This is a genomic window from Siccibacter turicensis LMG 23730 (genome assembly GCF_000463155.2).
GTDB classification, from domain to species: Bacteria; Pseudomonadota; Gammaproteobacteria; order Enterobacterales; family Enterobacteriaceae; genus Siccibacter; species Siccibacter turicensis.
Window position 1 is genome coordinate 199,430 of record NZ_AWFZ01000050.1, and the last position, 23,173, is coordinate 222,602.

A 23,173-nucleotide genomic window follows, 5' to 3' on the forward strand; every position below is an offset into this window, starting at 1 on the left:
GGGTTGCAAATGAATATTCATACATATAAATTGAATTTTAATTCAATAAGTGGCATCAGCCCTGAGAGGGAAACCATGTCTGATTTTAGCGGTAAGCACTTCCTTAAGCTGCTCGATTTCACCCCTGCACATATCACGCACCTGCTCGACCTGGCCGCCACGCTCAAGCGCGACAAACAGAACGGCTGCGAAACCCCGCGTCTGACCGGCAAAAACATTGCGCTCATCTTCGAAAAAGACTCGACCCGTACCCGTTGCTCTTTCGAAGTTGCCGCTTTTGACCAGGGCGCGCGCGTGACCTACCTCGGCCCCTCCGGCAGCCAGATCGGCCATAAAGAGTCGATAAAAGATACCGCCCGGGTGCTGGGCCGCATGTATGACGGGATCCAGTATCGCGGCCACGGCCAGGAGATTGTCGACACCCTCGCGGAGTACGCAGGTGTACCGGTGTGGAACGGGCTGACCAACGAGTTTCATCCCACCCAGCTGCTGGCGGATCTGCTGACGATGCGCGAGCACGCCCCGGATAAAAGCTTCAGCGACATGACCCTCGCCTACGCGGGCGATGCGCGCAATAACATGGGCAATTCATTGCTGGAGGCCGCTGCGCTGATGGGCTTTGACCTGCGGCTGGTGGCCCCGAAAGCCTGCTGGCCGGATGCCAGCCTGGTGACAGAGTGCCAGGCGCTGGCGGCGCATACCGGCGGGCGCATTACGCTGACCGAAGACGTGGCCCTGGGCGTGAAGGGTGCCGACTTTATTTATACCGACGTCTGGGTTTCCATGGGCGAGCCGAAAGCGAAGTGGGCGGAGCGCATCGCCCTGCTGCGGCCTTACCAGGTGAACAGCGCGATGCTGGCGCTGACCGGCAACCCGCAGGTGAAGTTCCTGCACTGCCTGCCCGCGTTCCACGATGACCAGACCACGCTGGGCCAGCAGATGGCGCAGGAGTACGGGTTGCACGGTGGGATGGAGGTGACGGACGAGGTGTTCGAATCGCCCCACAGCATCGTATTCGACCAGGCGGAGAACCGGATGCACACCATCAAAGCGGTGATGGTGGCGACGCTGGAGTAACGGATTTTAAGGTGGGTACGCGATGCTTACCCACCTCGCCTACACTGGCTTACGCCACCAGCATTTTCACCACCACCTTGCGCACCGTGGCCGGCTGCCCGACCGCGCACAGCGGTTTATGCACTTCCCCCGGCCAGAACACCACAAAGTCCCCTTCCTGCATCACAAAGGTCGTTTCCTGCTCGCCTGACGGCAGAAACGCAATGTCTTTGTCCGCCAGCCAGTCGGTATCCGGCGTTCCCGCTGGCAGCGTGCTGAAGGTCATCCCTTCGGTGCCGCGCATCACGATTTGAATATCAAGATAGCGGGCGTGGTACTCGGCGCGCCGCTCGGTGATGGGCTGGGTGCTGTCTTCCGAGACCAGGAAAAACAGCGCGTTGCCGTCGATATCGTGTTTGCCCAGCGGCGTGTCAGGCGTCACGTGCTGCTTAACATACTCGATAGCGTCACGCAGCCTGGCGTCAAGCCACGGCTGGAGGTGGTGGATGTTCCCTGCGATCATAGCAATACCCTCATATAAAACAGCGTTTCATTTTTATGTTTTATACAAACATTGCTGCCGCCATGCCAGCGCTTTATGAGGAAAAACTGCGTTAGCGCATGTTTATCCCCAGAAGGGTTTCCGGATTGTTAACGCCCCGCCGCAGGTTATGCACCCGACACGCATAATCCCTTCTTTCCGTGTAGCATCCAGCTCTTAACTCACTGCTTTATAAAACCTTTAAAGAAAAAATAGCGCGGCATCACAGTTTGTGAAACGCTGATTTATCGCACTTCGCGCCATAAATATCCAAAAAATAAAGGCGACTCGCAAATAAATAATGGCCGCTCACGCATAACTATTATTGCTGCACTCAGCAGCCGTTGAATAGTCGCCAATTAATATTATCTTACAACCCGGCGGGCCAACATAAAAATAACATTGCCCGATAATAAACGCGGCTCGTGCGTATTTAAGCATTTATCAGTTCAATCTAAATAATGCTTTCCTGAATAAAATCATATTTGATGCCGATTATTAATGATTGGCAGCGTCGTTTGATGTCAGTCACTTTTCCAGCGGTGAAGTTAATTACGCTTAATCGCGAACCTGATGAAAAAAACGGTGCGTCGGGGCGGTTATCCGACATGCCAGCCGCGGTTATTTGTCTGGAAAGGAATAAATATGGAAAAGCATTATGTGGGTTCTGAAATTGGGCAGTTGCGCAGCGTTATGCTGCATCGCCCCCATTTAAGTCTGCAACGGTTAACCCCGTCAAACTGCCAGTCGCTATTATTTGATGATGTCCTGTCGGTGGAGCGGGCCGGGCAGGAGCACGATGTCTTCGCCACCACCCTGCGCGCGCAGGGCGTGGAGGTACTGCTTCTGACCGATCTGCTGACCGGCACGCTTGATGTGGCGGACGCCAAAGCCTGGCTGCTGAAAAGCCAGGTCTCCGATTACCATATCGGCCCGGCGTTCGCCGGCGAGCTGCGCGGCTGGCTGGCGGAGATGTCGCACCGCGAACTGGCGCGCCGGTTAAGCGGCGGCCTCACCTGGGGAGAAATTCCTGCCGAGGTGAAGGGGTTATCGGTAGAAAATCATGGCGACAATGATTTTATTATGGAGCCGCTGCCTAATCATCTTTTTACCCGCGATACCTCCTGCTGGATATACAACGGCGTATCAATTAATCCGATGGCGAAACAGGCCCGGCAGCGTGAGACGAATAATCTGCGCGCAATATACCGCTGGCATCCGACATTTACTGACAGCGACTTTATTACCTATTTCGGCGACGAGGATATTAATTATCAGCAGGCCACGCTGGAGGGCGGCGATGTATTAGTCCTCGGGCGTGGAACGGTATTAATAGGTCTGTCAGAACGCACGACGCCCCAGGGGCTGGAATTTCTTGCCGCATCGCTGTTCCATCACCATCAGGCCAAAAAGGTGATTGCCGTTGAGCTGCCGAAGCATCGCGCCTGCATGCACCTGGACACGGTGATGACCCATATCCATCTCGATACCTTCTCCGTCTACCCCGACGTGGTTCACCCGGACGTCACCTGCTGGACGCTCACCCCCGATGCCCACGGTGGCCTGAAGCGCACCGAAGCGCGAAGCCTGACGCATGCCATTGGCGATGCCCTGGATCTGGGCAGCGTGCAGTTCATCACCACCGGCGGCGACGCGTTCGAGGCCGAACGCGAGCAGTGGAACGACGCCAATAACGTCCTCGCCGTGCGCCCGGGAGTCGTCATCGGCTACGAACGTAATACCTGGACCAACGAAAAATATGACAAAGCGGGTATCACCGTCCTGCCCATTCCGGGCGATGAGCTGGGCCGGGGGCGTGGCGGTGCGCGCTGCATGAGCTGCCCTCTCGAACGCGACGCGATCTGAGGAGACGACATGAACACGAAACCCACGCTGGTGGTGGCCCTCGGCGGCAACGCGCTACTCAAACGCGGTGAACCGCTGGAAGCGGCGGTGCAGCGCAAGAATATCGCTGTGGCGGCCCGGACTATTGCCCTGCTTACCCGCCAGTGGCGAGTGGTGCTGGTGCACGGCAATGGCCCGCAGGTTGGCCTGCTGGCGCTGCAAAACAGCGCTTACGCACCGGTTACGCCCTATCCGCTTGATGTGCTGGGAGCGGAAAGCCAGGGAATGATCGGCTACATGCTGCAACAGGCGCTGAAGAATGCCCTGCCGGAGCGCGAGGTCAGCGTGCTGCTGACCCAGGTGGAAGTGGACCCCCACGACCCGGCGTTCATGCATCCCACCAAGTACATCGGCCCGGTTTACACCGCCGAGGAGGCGCGTGTGCTGGGCGAGCAGAAGGGCTGGACCCTGAAAGCCGACGGCGCCTGCTGGCGGCGCGTGGTTCCGTCCCCGCAGCCGAAACGCATCATCGAGTCGGACGCCATCCGCACCCTGATTGCGCGCGATCACCTGGTCATCTGTAACGGCGGCGGCGGCGTGCCGGTGGTGGAAAACGCCGATGGCTACCACGGCATCGAAGCCGTTATCGACAAGGATCTTTCTGCCGCGCTGCTGGCGCAGTCGTTACAGGCCCGCGCCCTGCTGATCCTCACCGATGCCGACGCGGTCTACCTCGACTGGGGGAAACCTACGCAGCGCCCGCTCACCCACACCACTCCCGATGCGCTTAGCGCGCTGCATTTTGACGCCGGTTCAATGGGGCCAAAAATCGCCGCCTGCTGCGCGTTCGTCAACCAGAGCCACGGCATCGCGGGCATTGGCGCGCTGGAGGATGGCCTGGAGATTCTGTCAGGCAACAGGGGCACGCTCATCGCCCTCGCGCCTTCCCATGCATAGCGTTTACGCGTGTCGCGTTTCAACAAGGAAAACAGCATGACCATTTCACTGAAAAATAAACACTTTCTGAAACTTCTCGATTTCACACCGGCGCAAATCCATTTTCTCCTCGACCTGGCGGGAGCGCTGAAAGCGGCGAAGCACGCCGGACGCGAGCAAAAAACGCTGGTCGGCAAAAACATTGCGCTGATCTTTGAAAAGAACTCCACCCGTACCCGCTGCGCGTTTGAGGTCGCCGCCTTCGACCAGGGCGCGCAGGTCACCTGGATTGGGCCAAGCGGCTCGCAGATTGGCCATAAGGAGTCAATGAAGGATACCGCCAGGGTGCTGGGCCGCATGTATGACGGTATTGAATACCGCGGCTACGGTCAGGCCATCGTCGAGGAGCTGGCCGAATTTGCCGGCGTCCCGGTGTGGAACGGGCTGACCGACGAGTTTCACCCCACCCAGATCCTCGCCGATCTGATGACCATGCAGGAGCACTCACCGGGTAAGACGCTGGCGGATCTCAGCTTTGCCTTCCTCGGTGACGCCCGCAACAACATGGGCAACTCCCTGATGGTCGGTGCGGCAAAAATGGGCATGGATATTCGCCTCGTCGCGCCGGAGGCCTTCTGGCCGGATAAAGACCTGGTGGCCACGTGCCGCGCCATCGCCGCAGAAACCGGGGCGCGTATCCATCTCACCTCCGACGTGGCAGAGGGCGTGGCCGGCGTGGACTTTGTCTACACCGACGTCTGGGTGTCGATGGGCGAACCCAAAGAAGCCTGGGCGGAGCGCGTCGCGCTGATGACGCCCTACCAGGTTAATGGGGCGCTGCTTGCCGCCACCGGCAACCCGAACGTGAAGTTTATGCACTGCCTGCCCGCGTTCCATAACGAACACACCACCGTGGGGCGCGAAATCGAAGCCGCCTGGGGGCTGAAAGGGCTGGAGGTCACGGAAGAGGTCTTCGAGTCGCCGCATTCCATTGTCTTCGACGAAGCCGAAAACCGTCTGCACACCATCAAAGCGGTGATGGTGGCCACGCTCGGGCACTAAACCGCAGCAGGCGCGTTGCGGCGCGCCTGCGCTCAAGGAGAGCATCCTATGCGTAAATTCACGTTTCCTGGCGCCTACACCATTTTATTTGTGCTCATCATCCTGGTCGCGGCGCTCACCTGGGTCATTCCCGCCGGGAAGTACCAGATGGTGATGAACCCGGCACTTGGCAAAGCGGTGCCGGTGGCGGGCACCTGGGCGCCGGTCGACGCCCATCCGCAGGGTATTACCGCGGTCCTGCTGGCCCCCATCGACGGGTTATACAACCATGTGACCTACACCGCCGGGGCGATTGATGTGGCGCTGTTCGTACTGATCATCGGCGGTTTTCTTGGCGTGGTGAATAAGACCGGTGCCATCGATGCGGGCATTGCGCGCGTCATGGCCCGGCTGCGCGGCAAAGAGGAGCGCATGATCCCCATTCTGATGGCGCTGTTTGCGGCGGGCGGCACGATCTACGGCATGGCCGAGGAGTCGCTGCCGTTCTACACCCTGCTGGTGCCGGTCATGATGGCGGCACGCTTCGACCCGCTGGTGGCCGCTGCAACCGTGCTGCTCGGGGCCGGTATCGGTACCCTGGGCTCGACGATTAACCCGTTCGCGACCGTTATCGCGGCCAACGCCGCGGGCATCCCGTTTACGCAGGGGATGCTGCTGCGCGTCCTGCTGCTGGTTATCGGCTGGCTGCTGTGCGTGGTGTGGGTGATGCGCTACGCCCGGCGCGTGCGGCAGGACCCCGCCGCCTCGGTGGTGGCCGATATGTGGGAAAGCAACCGCGCACATTTTCTCGGCGCGCGCAGCGGTGAGATCCTCGATTTTACCCGCACCCGCAAGCTTATCCTGGTAGTGTTCGCCGCCGCCTTTGCGGTGATGATCTACGGCGTAGCGGTGCGCGGCTGGTGGATGGGCGAGATCTCCGCGCTGTTTCTGGCCGCCTCAATCGTGGTCGGGTTCATCAGCCGCATGCGCGAAGCGGACTTTACCGCCACCTTTATCGACGGCGCGCGGGATCTGCTGGGCGTGGCGCTGATTATCGGCATCGCCCGCGGCATTGTCGTGGTGATGGATAACGGTGAAATCACCCACACCATCCTTCACAGCGCAGAAAACCTGGTCACCGGGCTGTCCACCACGCTGTTCATCAACGTCACCTACTGGCTGGAAGTGCTGCTGTCGTTTCTGGTGCCGTCGTCGTCCGGTCTGGCGGTGCTCACCATGCCGATTATGGCGCCGCTGGCGGATTTCGCCCATGTCGGGCGCGACCTGGTGGTGTCGGCGTATCAGTCCGCCTCCGGGATCGTCAATCTGGTGACCCCCACCTCCGCGGTGGTGATGGGCGGCCTGGCCATCGCCCGCGTGCCCTACGTGCGCTATCTGAAATGGGTGGCGCCGCTTATCGCCATGCTGACGGTGCTGAATATGCTGGTGCTCAGCCTCGGCGCCCTGCTGTAAAGCGAGAGGCCGCTCCCGTTCCCACAAAATCTTACGTTTTGAAGGGAAACGCCGGTTTCTCCGCGCACGGTACGGCGGAACACTGATGTCTTTCTACCACCACGAAGGAGAAGGAACATGATGAAGGATCAGCGCGGCTATTCAGAGAAAGAGCAGCGCCAGATAACGCTCTGCCAACGGCTCATCAGCAAAAAAAGCTATCTGTGTCAGGAGGAGATACGTCGCGACCTGCAGCGTCACGGCTTCGCGGGCATCAGCCAGTCGTCGGTTTCACGGCTGCTGAAAATTCTTGGCGCGATTAAAATTCGCAATGCCAGGGGGCAAAAAATCTATGCCCTGAACCCGCAGAGCCAGCCGGTTCCGAACGCGGCGCGGTCGCTCAATGAGATGGTGGTGAGCGTGGAGCATAACGGCGAATTTATTCTTATCCATACCGTTGCAGGCTATGGCCGGGCCGTGGCTCGCGTGCTGGATTACCATAGCCTGCCGGATATCCTCGGTGCCATCGCCGGCAGCAGCATTGTCTGGGTAGCCCCGCGCAGCGCTGGACGTATCGACGCCCTGTGCAGACGCATTAATTATCTACTTTGTATGCATGAATATTCATAGTAATCGATTTCTATGACTAAAGTGCGCATTACGCGCTTGCTCCTGTTTCCGACAGGCGTATAATGCCGGGCAATTTGCCGGGAGGAAGCATGGTTCTGCTGACTGCACATTTCGTCTTACCGCGTCGCCGCAACGCTGGCGCAGCAGCCCTGTTTTTCTTTCCGTCGCATTACCCCATGACTGAAGCCCCTCGTTGAGGGGCTTTTTTTTGCCCGGCGTTCAGGAGATAACCATGACGAATCCGCTTTATCAGAAACATATCATTTCCATAAACGATCTCAGTCGTGAAGAACTTGAACTGGTGCTGGCGACCGCCGCGACGCTGAAAGCGAACCCGCAGCCGGAGCTGCTGAAACACAAGGTGATCGCCAGTTGCTTCTTCGAAGCCTCGACCCGCACCCGTTTGTCGTTTGAAACCTCGATTCATCGCCTGGGCGCATCGGTGGTGGGCTTCTCCGACAGCAGCAACACCTCGCTGGGCAAAAAGGGCGAAACCCTGGCGGACACCATCTCGGTCATCGGCACCTACGTGGATGCCATCGTGATGCGCCATCCGCAGGAGGGCGCCGCGCGTCTGGCCACCGAGTTTTCCGGCGGCGTGCCGGTGCTGAACGCCGGTGACGGTGCCAACCAGCATCCGACCCAGACGCTGCTTGATCTGTTCACCATTCAGGAAACCCAGGGGCGGCTGGACAATCTCAACATCGCGATGGTCGGCGACCTGAAATATGGCCGCACCGTGCACTCCCTCACCCAGGCGCTGGCGAAGTTTACCGGCAACCGCTTCTGGTTTATTGCCCCCGGCGCGCTGGCGATGCCGCAGTACATTCTCGATATGCTCGACGAGAAGGGCATCGCCTGGAGCCTGCACGACACCATTGATGAGGTGATGCCCGAGGTGGACATCCTGTATATGACCCGCGTGCAGAAAGAGCGTCTCGACCCGTCGGAATACGCCAACGTGAAAGCGCAGTTTGTGCTGCGCGCCGCCGACCTGCGCGATGCACGCAGCAACATGAAGGTGCTGCACCCGCTGCCGCGGGTGGATGAGATCACCACCGATGTGGATAAAACACCGCACGCCTGGTATTTCCAGCAGGCGGGCAACGGTATTTTCGCGCGCCAGGCACTGCTGGCGCTGGTTCTGAATCGCGATCTGGCGCTGTAAGGGGAGAGAGACATGACTCACGATAATAAACTTCAGGTAGAAGCCATCAAACGCGGCACGGTAATCGATCATATTCCCGCCCAGGTGGGCTTTACCTTACTGACCCTGTTCCGGCTGACCCAGACCGATCAGCGCATCACCATCGGCCTGAACCTGCCGTCCGGCGAGATGGGCCGCAAGGATTTGATCAAAATTGAGAACACCTTTCTTACCGACGAGCAGGTAAACCAGCTGTCGCTCTACGCGCCGCAGGCGACCGTTAACCGCATCGACGAGTATGAAGTGGTGGGCAAAAGCCGCCCGAGCCTGCCGGAGCGTATCGACGGGGTGCTGACCTGCCCCAACGGCAACTGCATCAGCCGCAACGAACCGGTGGCCTCCAGCTTTGCAGTAAAAAAACGCGCGCACGATATCGCGCTCAAGTGCAAATACTGCGAGAAAGAGTTCTCGCACAACGTGGTGCTGGCCGACTGATACCGGCCCCGTTCCGGCGGCGGCAGCGGTTTTTACCAGCCGTGCAGCCGGAAAACGGACGTGTATAATGAGTCGACTCTTACCCACTGCAGCTAACTTCAGGAGAAACTATGTCCCGCACTCTCGCGACGGAAAATGCACCCGCAGCTATCGGCCCGTATGTTCAGGGCGTCGATCTGGGCAATATGATTATCACCTCCGGCCAGATCCCGGTCGATCCGAAAACCGGCGCGGTGCCGGACGATATCGCCGCCCAGGCGCGTCAGTCGCTGGATAACGTGAAAGCGATCGTCGAAGCGGCTGGCCTGAAAGTGGGCGACATTGTGAAAACCACGGTTTTCGTGAAGGATCTTAACGATTTCGCCACCGTTAACGCCACCTACGAAGCGTTCTTCACCGAGCATAACGCCACCTTCCCGGCGCGCTCCTGCGTAGAAGTGGCCCGTCTGCCGAAAGACGTGAAAATTGAAATCGAAGCCATCGCGGTGCGTCGCTAAGCGCATGTGCTGCAACCGAAAAGGCCACCTCCGGTGGCCTTTTTTATTGGACTCGTTCACCCGATAAATGCGAAGCCGGTTACGCGGCGCTCGATAAACCACCGTTAAAGCGTACATTGCCCCTTGTTTTCCCGAGCAAAGGGTTTACCTTCGTGGCTCATCCCCTAAACAGAGGAGACGCAGCTACTTATGCAAACCCGCCTGACTATCAAAGATATCGCGCGACTGAGCGGGGTCGGTAAATCCACCGTCTCCCGCGTGTTAAACAATGAAAGCGGCGTTAGCGAACGTACCCGGGAGCGGGTAGAAGCAGTCATGGCTCAGTATGGTTTCTCACCTTCCCGTTCAGCGCGCGCCATGCGCGGGCAGAGCGATAAAGTGGTCGCCATTATCGTTACACGTCTTGATTCACTGTCGGAGAACCTTGCAGTCCAGACCATGCTGCCGGCGTTTTACGCCGAGGGTTACGATCCGATCATGATGGAAAGCCAGTTCTCACCGGAACTGGTTGCAGAGCAGCTCGGGATGCTGCGCCGCCGCAATATCGACGGTGTGGTGCTCTTCGGTTTTACCGGCGTGACGCCGGAGATGCTGCAGCCCTGGCAGTCGTCACTGGTGATTATCGCCCGCGATGCCCCAGGTTTTGCCTCGGTCTGCTATGACGATGACGGGGCGGTACAGCTGCTGTTGCAGCGCCTTTATGAGTTGGGCCATCGGCATATCGGTTTTCTCGGCGTGCCGGACAGCGACACCACCAGCGGCATGCGACGGCGCGAGGCCTACATGGCGTTCTGCCAGCGCAACGGGGTGACGCCGCGAATAGCCCAGCCGGGAGTCACGATGGTTAAAGGCTATGAGCACTTCACCGACGTGCTGACGCCAGAAACCACCGCCGTGGTGTGCGCCACCGACACGCTGGCGCTGGGGGCAGGGAAATACCTGCAGGAGCATCCTGAGATGCACATTCAGCTGGCAAGCATCGGCTATACACCACTGATGGCGTTTCTGCATCCGGAGATTGTCGGCGCGTCACTGGGTTATGCCGAAGCCGGACGCCGGGCCGCCGCGCAGCTGATGGGGCAGATTACTCGCCAGGCCGAGTTGAAACAAATAGTGATCCCCGTCACGTTAAACTGAGCCTCTCACGCAGGCTTACCCCGCGTCATCCGCACACGGGAACGATCCCCCCTCTGTACGACGATCCCAACCCTCTTCTCTCACGCATGCCGATCCACATCCCAACACAGCCGATCCCGTAGCTAACCCTGTCGATTTTATCCCCTTTCGCACCCCGGCATTTCGCGCGTCTCTTCAGGCTTTCTTACCCGCGACGGATGCTCATCCACGCGAAACGACTACGCTTGCTAGTGGCAGGCAGTAAATCCAGCGCCGATGCGGCGACCGGTCACTCAGCAATACGGGAAATGATGATGAAAAACGTTCCGCCCTGGTGGCAGCACGGCGTGATTTACCAGATCTACCCGAAGAGCTTTCAGGACACCACCGGCACCGGTACCGGCGACCTGCCCGGGGTGATTGCGCGCCTCGACTATCTGCATACCCTGGGCGTGGACGCCATCTGGCTGACGCCGGTGTATATCTCGCCTCAGGTGGATAATGGCTATGACGTGGCCAACTACACGGCCATCGACCCCACCTACGGTACGCTCGATGACTTCGACCGGCTGGTTGCCAGAGCGCACGAGCGCGGCATCCGCGTTATTCTCGATATGGTGTTCAACCACACCTCGACCCAGCACGCCTGGTTTCACGAGGCGGTAAACCGCGACAGCCCGTATCGCGCGTTCTATATCTGGCGTGAAGGCACGCCGGACCAGCCGCCCAACAACTGGCGCTCGAAGTTTGGCGGCAGCGCCTGGCGCTGGCATGCGCCGAGCGGAGAGTACTATCTGCACCTGTTTGCCCCTGAGCAGGCCGATCTCAACTGGGAAAACCCGGCGGTGCGCGCTGAATTAAAGAAGGTGTGCGGGTTCTGGGCGGATCGCGGCGTGGACGGCCTGCGGCTGGATGTGATCAACCTGGTCTCAAAAGATCAGGCCTTTGCCTCGGACATAGCGGGCGACGGGCGGCTGTTCTACACCGACGGGCCGCGCATCCACGAATACCTTCAGGAGTTCAGCCGGGACGTGTTCACGCCGCGCGGTCTGATGACGGTGGGCGAAATGTCCTCCACCACCCTTGAGCACTGCCAGCGCTATGCCGCGCTCGACGGCAGCGAGCTGTCGATGACCTTTAATTTCCATCACCTGAAAGTGGACTACCCCAACGGACAAAAATGGACGCTGTTCGCCCCGGATTACGTGGCGCTGAAGGCGATCTTCAACCACTGGCAGCAGGGGATGCACAACCGCGCCTGGAACGCGCTGTTCTGGTGTAATCACGATCAGCCACGCATCGTGTCGCGCTTTGGCGATGAAGGCGCGCTGCGGGTGCCCGCCGCGAAGATGCTGGCGATGGCGCTGCACGGTATGCAGGGCACGCCCTATATTTTCCAGGGCGAAGAGCTGGGGATGACCAATCCGCACTTTACGCGCATCGTCGACTACCGCGACGTGGAGAGCCACAACATGTTCGCCGAGCTGCGCGGCCACGGCCGACGCCCGGAAGAGCTGCTGGTGATCCTCGCCCACAAATCCCGCGACAACGGGCGCACGCCGATGCAGTGGAGCGCCGCCGACAACGCCTGCTTCACCACCGGTACGCCGTGGATAGGCCTGTGCGACAACTATCACACCATCAATGCCGAGGCGGCGATGAACGACCCCGACTCGGTGTTTTATGCCTACCAGCAGCTGATTCGCCTGCGCAAAGCCCAGCCCGTATTTACCCAGGGCGACTACCGGGATCTGCTCCCCGAGCATCCGCATCTCTGGTGTTACCGTCGCGAATGGCAGGGCCAGGCGTTGATGGTGGTCGCCAACCTGAGCCGCGACAGCCAGTGGTGGGTGCCGGGAGCATGTGACGGCGACTGGCAGTTGCTGATGAGCAACTATCCCGATGCCGCCCCCTGCCCCGCCGAGCGGACCCTGCGCCCGTATGAAGCGGCGTACTGGCTGTCCGCCCCGCGCAGCGCGGAAGATTAACCCTGAGCGTCCGTGGTGTGCCACGGGCGTGAGCCACCTCGCGAATGAGAAATCCATTCCAGAATCCGAAAAAAAGTCCGCCTCCGCAGCGCCCATTCTGAATGACGTCCGGGAAAAACTTTGTCTCAGGTCAAAAAAGGTCGAAACATCTTTAGTGAAAAGCACTACATATAGACCTTAGAATGCGCCCCGGCCCTACATATGGTATTTATCGTCTAAAATAGCATCAGCATCTCGCCGGATAACGCAGCGCGGATGTGGATAAGCGCGGGCCGATTGCGGAAAGCGTACTGGAAAGTAAAAAGAAATCGCTTCCCGCCCTCTCTCCACCTTTGTGGATAACCTGTTTGATAAAAAGGGAGTGATCATGACACCGCATGTGATGAAACGCGACGGGTGCAAAGTGCCTTTCAATTCAGCGCGCATCGAGGAAGCCATTCTACGTGCCGCCAACGCAGCGGGAGTCGATGACGCAGACTATTGCGCCACCGTCGCAGACATTGTGTGTCGTCAGATGGCCGGTCGCCAGCAGGTCGATATTAACGAGATCCAGACCGCCGTTGAGAACCAGCTGATGGCCGGGGAGTACAAGCAGCTGGCGCGCGCCTACATTGAGTACCGCCACGATCGCGATCTTGCCCGGGAAAAACGCGGCCGCCTTAACCAGGAGATCCGTGGCCTGGTGGAGCAGACCAACCCGGCGCTGCTTAACGAAAACGCCAACAAAGACAGCAAGGTGATCCCAACCCAGCGCGACCTGCTGGCAGGGATCGTCGCCAAACACTATGCGCGTCAGCATCTGCTGCCCCGCGATGTGGTGCTTGCCCACGAACGCGGTGAGATCCACTATCACGATCTCGACTATTCACCGTTTTTCCCAATGTTTAACTGCATGCTGATCGATCTGAAAGGCATGCTGACCCGCGGCTTTAAGATGGGCAACGCCGAGATCGAACCGCCGAAGTCTATCTCCACCGCTACCGCCGTGACGGCGCAGATCATCGCTCAGGTGGCAAGCCACATCTATGGCGGCACCACCATCAACCGCATTGACGAAGTGCTGGCTCCGTTTGTCACCGCCAGCTTTGAGAAACATCGCCGCATCGCCGTGGAGTGGGATATCCCTGACGTGGAGGGCTATGCCCGCTCGCGCACCGAAAAAGAGTGCTACGACGCGTTTCAGTCGCTGGAGTACGAGGTCAACACGCTGCACACCGCGAACGGCCAGACGCCGTTCGTGACCTTCGGCTTCGGCCTCGGCACAAGCTGGGAGTCGCGCCTGATCCAGCAGTCGATCCTGCGTAACCGCATCGCTGGACTTGGAAAAAATCGCAAAACCGCCGTGTTCCCGAAACTGGTGTTGGCTATCCGCGACGGGCTGAACCACAAGCCGGGCGATGCCAACTACGACATCAAGCAGCTGGCGCTGGAGTGCGCCAGCAAACGCATGTACCCGGATATTCTCAACTACGACCAGGTGGTGAAGGTCACCGGATCGTTCAAAACGCCGATGGGCTGTCGCAGCTTCCTGGGCGTCTATGAAGACGAGAACGGCGAGCAGATCCACGATGGGCGTAACAATCTGGGGGTAATCAGCCTCAACCTGCCGCGCATCGCGCTGGAAGCCAGGGGCGACGAAGCCGCGTTCTGGTCACTGCTCGACAGCCGGCTGGCGCTGGCCCGCAAGGCGCTGATGACGCGCATCGCCCGCCTCGAAGGGGTGAAAGCGCGGGTGGCACCGATTCTCTATATGGAAGGGGCGTGCGGCGTGCGCCTGAAAGCCGACGATGACGTGTCGCAGATCTTCAAAGAGGGACGCGCATCCATTTCGCTCGGCTATATCGGCGTGCATGAGACCATCAACGCGCTGTATGGCAATCAGCACGTCTATGACAGCGCGGCGCTGCGCGAGAAGGCGTTGGCCATCGTCGCGCGTCTGCGTCAGGCGGTGGATCGCTGGAAGGACGAAACCGGCTACGGTTTCAGCCTCTACAGCACGCCCAGCGAGAACCTGTGCGACCGCTTCTGCCGCCTCGACACCGCCGAGTTTGGCGTGGTGGATGGCGTGACCGATAAGGGGTACTACACCAACAGCTTCCATCTCGACGTGGAGAAAAAGGTGAACCCTTACGACAAAATCGATTTTGAAGCGCCCTATCCGTCGGTGGCAAACGGCGGTTTCATCTGTTACGGCGAGTACCCCAACATCCAGCACAACCTGAAGGCGCTGGAGGACGTGTGGGATTACAGCTATCAGCACGTGCCCTACTACGGGACCAACACGCCGATCGACGAGTGCTACGAGTGCGGGTTTACCGGCGAGTTCGAATGCACCAGCAAAGGCTTCACCTGCCCGAAATGCGGTAATCACGACGCGTCGCGCGTGTCGGTTACCCGCCGCGTCTGCGGCTATCTCGGCAGCCCCGACGCACGCCCGTTCAACGCCGGCAAGCAGGAAGAGGTGAAGCGCCGGGTGAAGCATCTCGGTAATGGGCAGATCGGTTGATCGATTCTGCTCAGGTAAGTGGCAGGTGCGTGGCGCTTGTCCTCCTGTAAAGCTGCGGTGCTTTTCGCAAAGCAATTGACGCCAGGACAAGGCGGCAAATGCGCGAATCCCGGGGAGCTTACACCAGTAAGTGACCGGGGTGAGTGAGCGCAGCCAACGCCGCTACGGCATCACAGCGACGAGGTTCCTCTAAGCAGTTGGTGTTGTAGCAAGGCGGCAAATGCGCGAATCCCGGGGAGCTTACACCAGTAAGTGACCGGGGTGAGTGAGCGCAGCCAACGCCGCTACGGCATCACGACGACGAGGTTCCTCTAAGCAGTTGATGTTGTAGCAAGGCGGCAAACGAGCGAATCCCCGGGAGCTTACATCAGTAAGTGACCGGGGTGAGGGAGCGCAGCCAACGCCGCTACGGCATCACAACGACGAGGTTCCTCTAAGCAGTTGATGTTGTAGCAAGGCGGCAAACGAGCGAATCCCCGGGAGCTTACATCAGTAAGTGACCGGGGTGAGGGAGCGCAGCCAACGCCGCTACGGCATCAACTGCGACGAGGAAAAGAATGAATTATCACCAATACTACCCTGTCGACATCGTCAACGGCCCCGGCACGCGCTGCACGCTGTTTGTCTCCGGGTGCGTCCACGAGTGCCGCGGCTGCTATAACAAAAGCACCTGGCGGCTGGACTCCGGGGTGCCGTTCACCCAGGCGATGGAGGATCGCATCATCGCCGATCTGAACGATACGCGCATTAAACGCCAGGGACTGTCGCTCTCCGGCGGCGATCCGCTTCATCCTGGCAACGTGCCGGAGATCCTGCGATTAATCACGCGGGTGCGCGCCGAATGTCAGGGCAAGGATATCTGGCTGTGGACCGGCTACCGGATCGATGAGCTGACCGCCGCGCAACGTGAGGTGGTGGATCGGATCAACGTGCTGATCGACGGCAAGTTTGTGCAGGATCTGAAAGACCCGGCGCTGATCTGGCGCGGCAGCAGCAATCAGGTGGTGCACCACCTGCGTTAATGATAAAGGCGGACGCCATGTCCGCCTTTGGTGCTTTCACGGCAATGGATGTGGCGTCCAGCCACATCGCGATCCCTTTACGCATAACTCGCTTCGCTACGGCGTAACGCCTGCGGCAGCCCCTCCGTTACCGCATCAATCAATGCCTGGTCCGTCACCTGCTGCGGGTAGACGCCTATCGACTGGCTGTAGAGCGGCGGCAGCGTCTGGCACCAGGCGGTCAGTTCGCTTTGCGGAATGGAGGGCACCACGTATTGCAGCGAGTACGGGTTCTCAGCGGGCAGCGCCTCTTCCATGGTGGAGCCATAGGCGCCTAAATCCATCAGGCTGGCGGCGGAGGTATCATGCCCGAGGGTCAGCACAAAGGTGCCAAATTTCGGGTGCCCGAGGTACTGCAGCGTGCGCTCCCCCTCCTGCTGGAAAAGCTGGTGACGCAGCTGCGCCCAGGCGCGGGTCGTGAGCATAAACGGCGTGTGCGCCGGCGAATGGGCCTGGTTGCCGGGTAAGCAGAGCATCAGGTTGCCGAAGGCGTCCAGAAACGCCACCGAACTGCCCTTCCCACCCTGCTCCACATCGCGCGTGGCCGCCTCCAGCAGCAACGAGGCCAGCCCGACGTCAGGGGTGCCGGGAGACGGCGCTTTATAGCTCAGGGCCTGGGGATAGACCGCTTTGAGGGCGACAACAATCGGATCGTCGGGGGCAAGGGTCGCCGGGTCGAGCAGTTCGTCGAGGGGCAGATCGTGATTCACGGTATCCTGAACCGTCCCCAGGGTGGCTTCAAAGACCGACAGGCACAGCGCCTGGGTGTTCTGGTCGATAACCGTCTGGCTGAAAAAATCCGCTACCGGTGCCGAGGTGGCTGGCCGGGCAAAGCAGCTGTCACCGTTGACTTCCGGGTAGCTGAACGTCGTTTGCGCCATCGCTCTGAGCGCCGGGGGGAGCGACGGAAAATCGGCCTGGGTGGTGTAGTTGATGCCGGAAAAGGTGTCGAAGGCGGCGGACACCACGTTAAACCCGCTGCCCAGGATCGCGCCGGAACACATGCAGCACGGATCCAGCGAGGTGAAGATGGTGATCGCTTCCGGCGGCGGTAACAGCGCGCCCTGCGACAGCTGATCGTAGTACCAGTCAATTAACTGGCGCTCACCGTGCGCGGTTGGGTCAAACGTCATCCCCGCTTCCACGACGTTATTGTGCAGCGCGTTCAGCACATACCCGGTATTGTCGAGCATCACGCCGCCGACGCTGAACGTGCCCTGACAGCAGGCGTGAACCGCCTGATTCGCTGCCTCATTTACCGCGTCTTCTACCGTTTCATAATTCTGAGAGAGCGGCGTGCCGCCCTGGAAAGAACCGTGTCGAATATCCATTTTCATCACCTTACGAATAAGATCACATCGAATAAACCTGACGCAGGCTTATTTCCTGACGCGCTATCGCGCCGGGGTAGTATTCGAATACGTGCGGAATGAATTCTGTCGCGGCCTTCACAGAGCAGGCGTGAAATATAATTGGTTACGCTTCCTTATGGCTTACCAAGTAATATTTAATATGCCTCAAACGCAATTAATAATTAGAGAATATTATTCTGACGCCGCCAGGGTGGAAATAAACTGCTGAACCATCGGCGGCTGTTCGTCGCCATACCACAGGGCGTAGAGATCCGCCGGAATCGCCTCCTGCAGCGGAACGAATGTCACGCCGGGCCAGTGGATCAACCCGCAGCTTGCGGGCAGCAGGGAGACCCCCACGCCGGCACTGACCAGCGCCAGCGCGGTCTGAGGCTCCTGAACCTGATGGGTGATATGCGGATAAAATCCGGCACTGACGCAGCGCGCGTAGATCTGTGCAGGGAAATCGCTGTGGTCAAAGGAGAGCGAAATAAACGGGTGACGGGCCAGCGCGGTGAGCGCCAGACGCGGCCGCTGGCTCAGGGCATCCTGCTGCGGCACCGCGACCTGCAGCGTCTCGCGGGTAATGCGCCGGGCGTGAATATCCCGCTCAACGTGCGGCGACAGGCTGCGCTGAATGGCGATATCAATAGTGCGGGCCTTCAACGCCTCGATTTGGGTGAACTGAGACAGCTCGCGCAGCTGCCAGATCACCTGCGGATAGTGCGCTTTAAAGGCGCTCAGCCGGGGAAGCAGCGCGCCCCACAGGGCGCTGCCGATGATGCCAATCTGGATCTGCTGATGCGCATGCCGGCCAATCTGGCGCACGTAGTTCAGCGACTGCTCGGTGGCGCTTAACAGCCTGTCCACCTCCGCTTTCAGCGCGCTACCCGCCGATGAGAGCACGACCTTGCGGCTGGTGCGCTCAAACAGCGCGGTGCCGATGCACTCCTCCAGCTCTTTTATCTGCACGCTCAGGGGCGGCTGGGAGATATTCAGGCGCTGGGCGGCGCGCCCAAAATGCAGCTCCTCCGCCAGCACCTGGAAATAGCGCAGCATGCGCAGGCTGATACGGCTGTTGGCGTTCAGTTCTGTCATCGTCATTCGCCCCGCAGAAAAGATGCCGCATCATGCGCGTCTGGTTTACCCGGCGTCAATCTTCCGCGACCGCAGGCTGATGCAGCCGTTCCGCACGGCTACAGGCTACCGCGGCAATCAGCGCGATAAGCAGTACGCCATAGGCCACGGTAGAGGTGTTGACCGCCGCATGCAGACCGTAGTGCTGATTCACCAGCGACGAGACGCTGGCAAACACCAGCGTGCCTACCGTTCCGCACGTCAGAAGGGCCGATAGCAGGGTCGGTGAACTCTGGCTGATCTGCAGCGAACCGTAGCTCATCAATCCAGAAAACAGCCCGGAGTTGAAGAAGCCGAACACGCCGCAGGCCACGAGGATTAGCGGGGTATGCGCGCTGTTGCCGATAATGCCGATAGCGGCGAGGCCAGCCAGGGTACAGATCAGCAGGAAGGTGCGCAGCCGCATCCACTTGACGGTGAACTGGTTCAGAAACAGGCCAATCGCTTTGCTCACCCAGTAAACGGTGGTAAACAGCGCCGCCTCTTCCGCCGGTAGCGCAAAGCGAGCCTGGAGATAGCCCGGCGTCCACATGGTGAAGATGGGTTCCGCCAGTAAAAAGGCGAACAGCGCAAAGCAGAGCAGGTAAACGGCAGGCCCCCAGGCGTGCGCCACCGGTTTTTCCACGTCGGTTGCGGGGGGTTCCGGCTGAGCGGTGGGAAAGCGGCAGCGCAGGCTTAGCGCGAGCATCAGCGCGCCCAGGGCGCCCATGATGCCGTACATGGCAATCCAGGTAGCGCCCAGCGTAAACAGCCAGGCCAGCAGAAACGACAGCGTTGCCCCGGCGAGGCTAAAGAAAAAGTCGGTGAAAATCAGGCTGGCGGAGCGGCGCTTTTCATCCGGGTTGATGCGCACCACCAGATAGCTGCCGAGGGTCATGAATATCCCGCCACAGGCGCCGATAACCAGCACCGCGATGCTGAACGTGGTCAGCGTTGGCGAGATAAACAGCACCAGGCTCATCACGATGGTCAGGGCCGCCGCGCTCACCAGCGGTGACTTGAGGCCCCATTTTTTCATCAGGATGCCGCCCAGCATGATCGGCACAAACATGCCGAGGTTCATCAGGGTGAATACCTGGCCGATAAAGGCCGGCTCTTTGTTAAATGCCTGGCACAACGGACCAAGCACGATCCCGAGGGTAGAGACAAGCGCCCCAACGAAGTAGTAGCTGAGGTAGGAAATGGCATTCAGATTAGCGCGAGAAACGTTCTGCTGTGTCATGGTGCGGCTCCTGAGAACGGGCAGCGCCCTGCCCGTTGCGCGAGAATTAACGTCCGTAAGATGCAATGAACTGCCCGATAAGGCGGATAACGTCGTCGGTCACCGTGGCGGCGCACTTCAGGGTTTGCTCATGGGAGAGCGCCACATCGCTTAGCCCTTCCGCCATGTTGGTGATGGCCGAGACCGCCAGCACCTTCAGCCCGCAGTGGCGCGCGGCTATCACCTCCGGCACCACCGACATCCCGACCACGTCCCCGCCCATGCGCTGCATCATGCGGATTTCGGCCGGGGTTTCGAAGTTTGGCCCGGTGTAGGAGACGAACACGCCGTCATGCAGCGTGATGTTCTGTGCCGCCGCGGCGCGGTGCAGCTGCGCACGCAGCGCGGCGTCATAGGCGTTGGCGAGGCTGAAAAAGCGCGGCCCGAAACGTTCGTCGTTCGGCCCCTCCAGCGGCGAGGTGGGCATGGTGTTGATATGATCGCTGAGCGCCACCAGGCTCCCCGCCGGAATGGCAGGATTGAGCGAACCGGCCGCGTTGGTGCAGAGCAGCAGCTCGCAGCCAAGCAGTTTGAAGGTGCGTACCGCGGAGGTCATCACGCTCATCCCGCGCCCCTCGTAAAAATGCCCGCGCCCCTTCATGCAGATTGCATCGATACCGTGCAGCGACCCCATCACTACCTCGCCGGCATGGCCGACCACGGTGCTGACCGGGAATCCCGGCAGCGCGTCACAGGTCAGCGTGGTGGCGTTATGCATCTGGTCGGCAAGCGCGCCGAGGCCGGAGCCAAGAATTAAGGCGATGCGCGGCTGGAAACCCGGCTTTGCGGCCCGCAGAAGATCCGCGGCGTGGAAAGGTGAATTGGCGCAGTGTGAAAATGTCATGGTAACCCCGAAATAGTGAACGTTCCGCCATTGTGCGAAGCCGCTATCGGGTACACCAATTCATTAAACGGCGCGATTAATACGATTTGCGAATCGATTACGCCCGTCGGGAAATTTACTATTTGCTGTCAGAGGGTTAACGCCAGGCCACAGCCGCGCCATGCGCCCGCGCCCGTCGAAGGAGTAGTCAAAATCGTGACCCTCTTCACGTGCTCTCCCTCCCGTAAACGCATGATAGATCAAGCCGTTACGGGTTTACCTCAGAAGCGAGTGACGCACTCGGTGGCGACCGCGAGAAAGCCGTCAAAATCGCGACACTCCCTGAGCCGCGGCATAGCGCGCTCGCGCAGGAAGGTGACGAACAGATCGTAAATCGCCATCGCCTCTTCGTACTCGCTTTTGCTGATGGCGAGCAGGAAGATAACGTGCGCCGTCTCATCGCCCCAGGCGATGCCCTGAGGGGCCAGCACGGTATAGACCGCGGTCTTGTGGGCCAGCAGCCCCAGGGAGTGTGGCAGCGCAATGCCGTCGCCCAGCATGGTGCTGACAATCGCTTCACGTTCCACCACCGAGCCGAGAAACTGCGCGTCAACGAAGCCCTCCTGCTCAAGCTGGGCGCACAGCGTCCGGAACAGGGTGTGCTGGTCCATCGGCTGGTCGATAACCGTGAAATGGGCGGCGGAAAAATACTTCTCCAGCATCCACGGGCGGGTGCGATCCACCAGCACCAACTTGCCAATCTGCTCCAGCTGATAGTCCGTCGGGAACGGGGACATCACCACCACCGGCTTGTCCTTATCGCCGATGCGGGCGGTAGAGATAACAAAATCTTCGTCCACAGCGGCGAGGCGCTCGTAGTCGCGCAGGGAGATAATGCGCGTCACCTGAAGCTGGGGGTATTTGCGCAGCAGCATCGCCTGAATCATGCGCACCGTGGAGTTGCCGGTATCACAGACCAGCAGCACGTGCGGCTGACGCTGATAGCCGATGTTGTAGTGCCGCTCCAGCCCAACGCCGATATGCAGCACCAGGAAGCCCACTTCGTTCTCGTTGATGGCGTACGGGGTATATTTTCCCCAGCTCGATACCGCCGCCAGCGTCATATCCCACGCCAGCGGATAGTGCTGCTTGATGTTTCCCAGCAGCGGGTTCGGCAGGGTGATCTGGTAGCGCACCCGGGTGATCATGGTTTTGATATGGGTGAGCAGGTCGGCATGGAGCTGCGCATCGGTCAGCAGGTTGTAGTTAAACTGGGTGTTGATGTAGCGCAGGATGTAGTTGACCAGCGCTTCCGCATCGTCGGCGCTGATGGCGCTGGGCGCCAGATCCTCAACCTGACGCGCGGCGATATGCACCCGCAGCCAGTGCTCCTCGGCATCCGACAGCGTTTTCCCGGTCAGGCTCTGGATCAGCCCGGCGATATCCCGCGCCGCGCCGCGCACGCTCGCGCCCACGTCATCCGCGGCGAAGTCGCTGAGCGGGAATCCTTCGCTGATGCGCCGCACCGCCACGGCGCAGTAGAGACGCAGAAACTGCTCGCCCTCATCGGTCAGGCGAATACGGTGCTGGCTGAAGCAGGCGTGCAGCCCCTGCTCAAGCTGCTGCGGCACGCCGGCGTTGAGCGCTTCCTTGTTTACCAGCGGGTTGTCGCCGTCCTCCTGGGCAAGCTGCGAAAGCAGGTCGGTCAGGCAGGCGCGGATCGACATCTCGCTGCCAAACAGCTTCATGCCGTGGCGCGGACGCGTCTCGATTGACAGGTTGTAGCGGTTGAAACGGTCGCGCACTTCCGCCATGTCGCCCTGCAGCGTGGCCCGGCTGACAAACCACTCTTCGGCCAGATCCTCCAGCTTCAGCGACCAGGCCGAGGTCAGAAAACGAACCAGCAGATAGTTGATGCGCTCCTGTCCGGTGCGGGGAATGCGTAGCGGTCGGGGATGGGCAGTTTGCAGCGCCGCAAAGCGTTCGGCATCGCTGATGGTCAACTGATAGCCCGCGCCGCGGCTGAGCACGAACTGGGCACCGTGATGCAGCAGCAATTCATTCAACGCAGTGATATCCGCGCGCACGGTACGCGTGGAGACGGTGAGGCGGCGCGCCAGCTCGTCCTGCGGCAGCGGTTCATTTTGCAACAGCGAGAACAGTTGGGCCAGACGTTGATTCGGGAATCGCACAAGCAGTTTCCTCTCGTTACACGAGCGCGCCATCGCGCCCGGGGACAGCCGGTAGCCAGAGCAATAGTTACGGATTACGTCTCAGGATGCAAAATGC

Annotated in this window: 19 protein-coding genes; 13 read left to right on the top strand and 6 right to left on the bottom strand. The window is 59.9% G+C overall.

Annotated elements, in window-relative coordinates:
• Positions 1-75: 75 nt before the first annotated feature.
• Positions 76-1,077 (top strand): ornithine carbamoyltransferase, encoded by a 1,002-nt coding sequence (gene argF / locus DW58_RS16835; RefSeq protein ID WP_024548897.1) that lies wholly within the window; start codon positions 76-78, stop codon positions 1,075-1,077.
• A gap of 49 nt (positions 1,078-1,126) precedes the next feature.
• On the opposite strand, the gene DW58_RS16840 is transcribed toward argF (DW58_RS16835), so the two are convergent.
• Positions 1,127-1,579: a NanQ anomerase/TabA/YiaL family protein gene (locus tag DW58_RS16840; RefSeq protein ID WP_024548898.1), complete on the bottom strand. Its 453-nt coding sequence runs from the start codon at positions 1,577-1,579 to the stop codon at positions 1,127-1,129.
• A 663-nt stretch (positions 1,580-2,242) separates the two neighbouring features.
• Here DW58_RS16840 and arcA point away from each other — a divergent pair.
• The 12 genes from arcA to nrdG all read left to right on the top strand — a co-directional run bounded on the left by arcA (position 2,243) and on the right by nrdG (position 16,272).
• A complete protein-coding gene (arcA, locus tag DW58_RS16845) occupies positions 2,243-3,463 on the top strand; it encodes an arginine deiminase (RefSeq protein ID WP_029593175.1) in 1,221 nt (406 codons plus the stop codon).
• 9 nt (positions 3,464-3,472) lie between these two features.
• A complete protein-coding gene (arcC, locus tag DW58_RS16850) occupies positions 3,473-4,399 on the top strand; it encodes a carbamate kinase (RefSeq protein WP_024547632.1) in 927 nt (308 codons plus the stop codon).
• Positions 4,400-4,435: 36 nt separating this feature from the next.
• Positions 4,436-5,440: an ornithine carbamoyltransferase gene (gene argF / locus DW58_RS16855; protein ID WP_024547633.1), complete on the top strand. Its 1,005-nt coding sequence runs from the start codon at positions 4,436-4,438 to the stop codon at positions 5,438-5,440.
• A 48-nt stretch (positions 5,441-5,488) separates the two neighbouring features.
• Positions 5,489-6,892: a YfcC family protein gene (locus DW58_RS16860; RefSeq protein ID WP_024547634.1), complete on the top strand. Its 1,404-nt coding sequence runs from the start codon at positions 5,489-5,491 to the stop codon at positions 6,890-6,892.
• Between the two features lie 120 nt (positions 6,893-7,012).
• Positions 7,013-7,501 carry an arginine repressor gene (locus tag DW58_RS16865; protein WP_024547635.1) on the top strand — a complete coding sequence of 163 codons (489 nt, stop codon included), beginning with the start codon at positions 7,013-7,015 and terminating at the stop codon, positions 7,499-7,501.
• 232 nt (positions 7,502-7,733) lie between these two features.
• Entirely contained in the window at positions 7,734-8,669 is a 936-nt protein-coding gene (pyrB, locus tag DW58_RS16870) for an aspartate carbamoyltransferase (protein WP_024547636.1), read from the top strand.
• 12 nt (positions 8,670-8,681) lie between these two features.
• Positions 8,682-9,143: an aspartate carbamoyltransferase regulatory subunit gene (gene pyrI, locus DW58_RS16875; protein WP_024547637.1), complete on the top strand. Its 462-nt coding sequence runs from the start codon at positions 8,682-8,684 to the stop codon at positions 9,141-9,143.
• A 110-nt stretch (positions 9,144-9,253) separates the two neighbouring features.
• Positions 9,254-9,640 carry a 2-iminobutanoate/2-iminopropanoate deaminase gene (gene ridA / locus DW58_RS16880; protein WP_024547638.1) on the top strand — a complete coding sequence of 129 codons (387 nt, stop codon included), beginning with the start codon at positions 9,254-9,256 and terminating at the stop codon, positions 9,638-9,640.
• 189 nt (positions 9,641-9,829) lie between these two features.
• Positions 9,830-10,777: a trehalose operon repressor TreR gene (treR, locus tag DW58_RS16885; RefSeq protein WP_024547639.1), complete on the top strand. Its 948-nt coding sequence runs from the start codon at positions 9,830-9,832 to the stop codon at positions 10,775-10,777.
• 293 nt (positions 10,778-11,070) lie between these two features.
• Positions 11,071-12,744: an alpha,alpha-phosphotrehalase gene (gene treC / locus DW58_RS16890; protein WP_024547640.1), complete on the top strand. Its 1,674-nt coding sequence runs from the start codon at positions 11,071-11,073 to the stop codon at positions 12,742-12,744.
• A gap of 367 nt (positions 12,745-13,111) precedes the next feature.
• On the top strand, positions 13,112-15,250 hold the full coding sequence (nrdD, locus tag DW58_RS16895) for an anaerobic ribonucleoside-triphosphate reductase (protein WP_024547641.1): 2,139 nt from the start codon (positions 13,112-13,114) through the stop codon (positions 15,248-15,250).
• Between the two features lie 557 nt (positions 15,251-15,807).
• A complete protein-coding gene (nrdG, locus tag DW58_RS16900; protein WP_024547642.1) occupies positions 15,808-16,272 on the top strand; it encodes an anaerobic ribonucleoside-triphosphate reductase-activating protein in 465 nt (154 codons plus the stop codon).
• Between the two features lie 77 nt (positions 16,273-16,349).
• On the opposite strand, the gene DW58_RS16905 is transcribed toward nrdG, so the two are convergent.
• From DW58_RS16905 to DW58_RS16925, 5 genes are all read right to left on the bottom strand, one after another.
• Positions 16,350-17,642, bottom strand: coding sequence for a nucleoside deaminase (locus DW58_RS16905; RefSeq protein WP_024547643.1), 1,293 nt, complete (start codon positions 17,640-17,642; stop codon positions 16,350-16,352).
• A 213-nt stretch (positions 17,643-17,855) separates the two neighbouring features.
• On the bottom strand, positions 17,856-18,761 hold the full coding sequence (locus DW58_RS16910; protein ID WP_024547644.1) for a LysR family transcriptional regulator: 906 nt from the start codon (positions 18,759-18,761) through the stop codon (positions 17,856-17,858).
• A 55-nt stretch (positions 18,762-18,816) separates the two neighbouring features.
• Entirely contained in the window at positions 18,817-20,022 is a 1,206-nt protein-coding gene (gene tsgA, locus DW58_RS16915) for an MFS transporter TsgA (protein WP_024547645.1), read from the bottom strand.
• Positions 20,023-20,068: 46 nt separating this feature from the next.
• Positions 20,069-20,905 carry a xanthosine phosphorylase gene (gene xapA, locus DW58_RS16920; protein WP_024547646.1) on the bottom strand — a complete coding sequence of 279 codons (837 nt, stop codon included), beginning with the start codon at positions 20,903-20,905 and terminating at the stop codon, positions 20,069-20,071.
• A 260-nt stretch (positions 20,906-21,165) separates the two neighbouring features.
• Complete coding sequence (locus tag DW58_RS16925) at positions 21,166-23,076, bottom strand: BglG family transcription antiterminator (protein WP_024547647.1); 1,911 nt, start codon at positions 23,074-23,076, stop codon at positions 21,166-21,168.
• Positions 23,077-23,173: the final 97 nt, after the last annotated feature.

Coding starts and splice junctions, on each gene's coding strand:
- argF (WP_024548897.1), top strand. CDS start 76: ATGTCTGATTTTAGCGGTAAGCACTTCCTTAAGCTGCTCGATTTCACC.
- DW58_RS16840 (WP_024548898.1), bottom strand. CDS start 1,579: ATGATCGCAGGGAACATCCACCACCTCCAGCCGTGGCTTGACGCCAGG.
- arcA (WP_029593175.1), top strand. CDS start 2,243: ATGGAAAAGCATTATGTGGGTTCTGAAATTGGGCAGTTGCGCAGCGTT.
- arcC (WP_024547632.1), top strand. CDS start 3,473: ATGAACACGAAACCCACGCTGGTGGTGGCCCTCGGCGGCAACGCGCTA.
- argF (WP_024547633.1), top strand. CDS start 4,436: ATGACCATTTCACTGAAAAATAAACACTTTCTGAAACTTCTCGATTTC.
- DW58_RS16860 (WP_024547634.1), top strand. CDS start 5,489: ATGCGTAAATTCACGTTTCCTGGCGCCTACACCATTTTATTTGTGCTC.
- DW58_RS16865 (WP_024547635.1), top strand. CDS start 7,013: ATGAAGGATCAGCGCGGCTATTCAGAGAAAGAGCAGCGCCAGATAACG.
- pyrB (WP_024547636.1), top strand. CDS start 7,734: ATGACGAATCCGCTTTATCAGAAACATATCATTTCCATAAACGATCTC.
- pyrI (WP_024547637.1), top strand. CDS start 8,682: ATGACTCACGATAATAAACTTCAGGTAGAAGCCATCAAACGCGGCACG.
- ridA (WP_024547638.1), top strand. CDS start 9,254: ATGTCCCGCACTCTCGCGACGGAAAATGCACCCGCAGCTATCGGCCCG.
- treR (WP_024547639.1), top strand. CDS start 9,830: ATGCAAACCCGCCTGACTATCAAAGATATCGCGCGACTGAGCGGGGTC.
- treC (WP_024547640.1), top strand. CDS start 11,071: ATGAAAAACGTTCCGCCCTGGTGGCAGCACGGCGTGATTTACCAGATC.
- nrdD (WP_024547641.1), top strand. CDS start 13,112: ATGACACCGCATGTGATGAAACGCGACGGGTGCAAAGTGCCTTTCAAT.
- nrdG (WP_024547642.1), top strand. CDS start 15,808: ATGAATTATCACCAATACTACCCTGTCGACATCGTCAACGGCCCCGGC.
- DW58_RS16905 (WP_024547643.1), bottom strand. CDS start 17,642: ATGGATATTCGACACGGTTCTTTCCAGGGCGGCACGCCGCTCTCTCAG.
- DW58_RS16910 (WP_024547644.1), bottom strand. CDS start 18,761: ATGACAGAACTGAACGCCAACAGCCGTATCAGCCTGCGCATGCTGCGC.
- tsgA (WP_024547645.1), bottom strand. CDS start 20,022: ATGACACAGCAGAACGTTTCTCGCGCTAATCTGAATGCCATTTCCTAC.
- xapA (WP_024547646.1), bottom strand. CDS start 20,905: ATGACATTTTCACACTGCGCCAATTCACCTTTCCACGCCGCGGATCTT.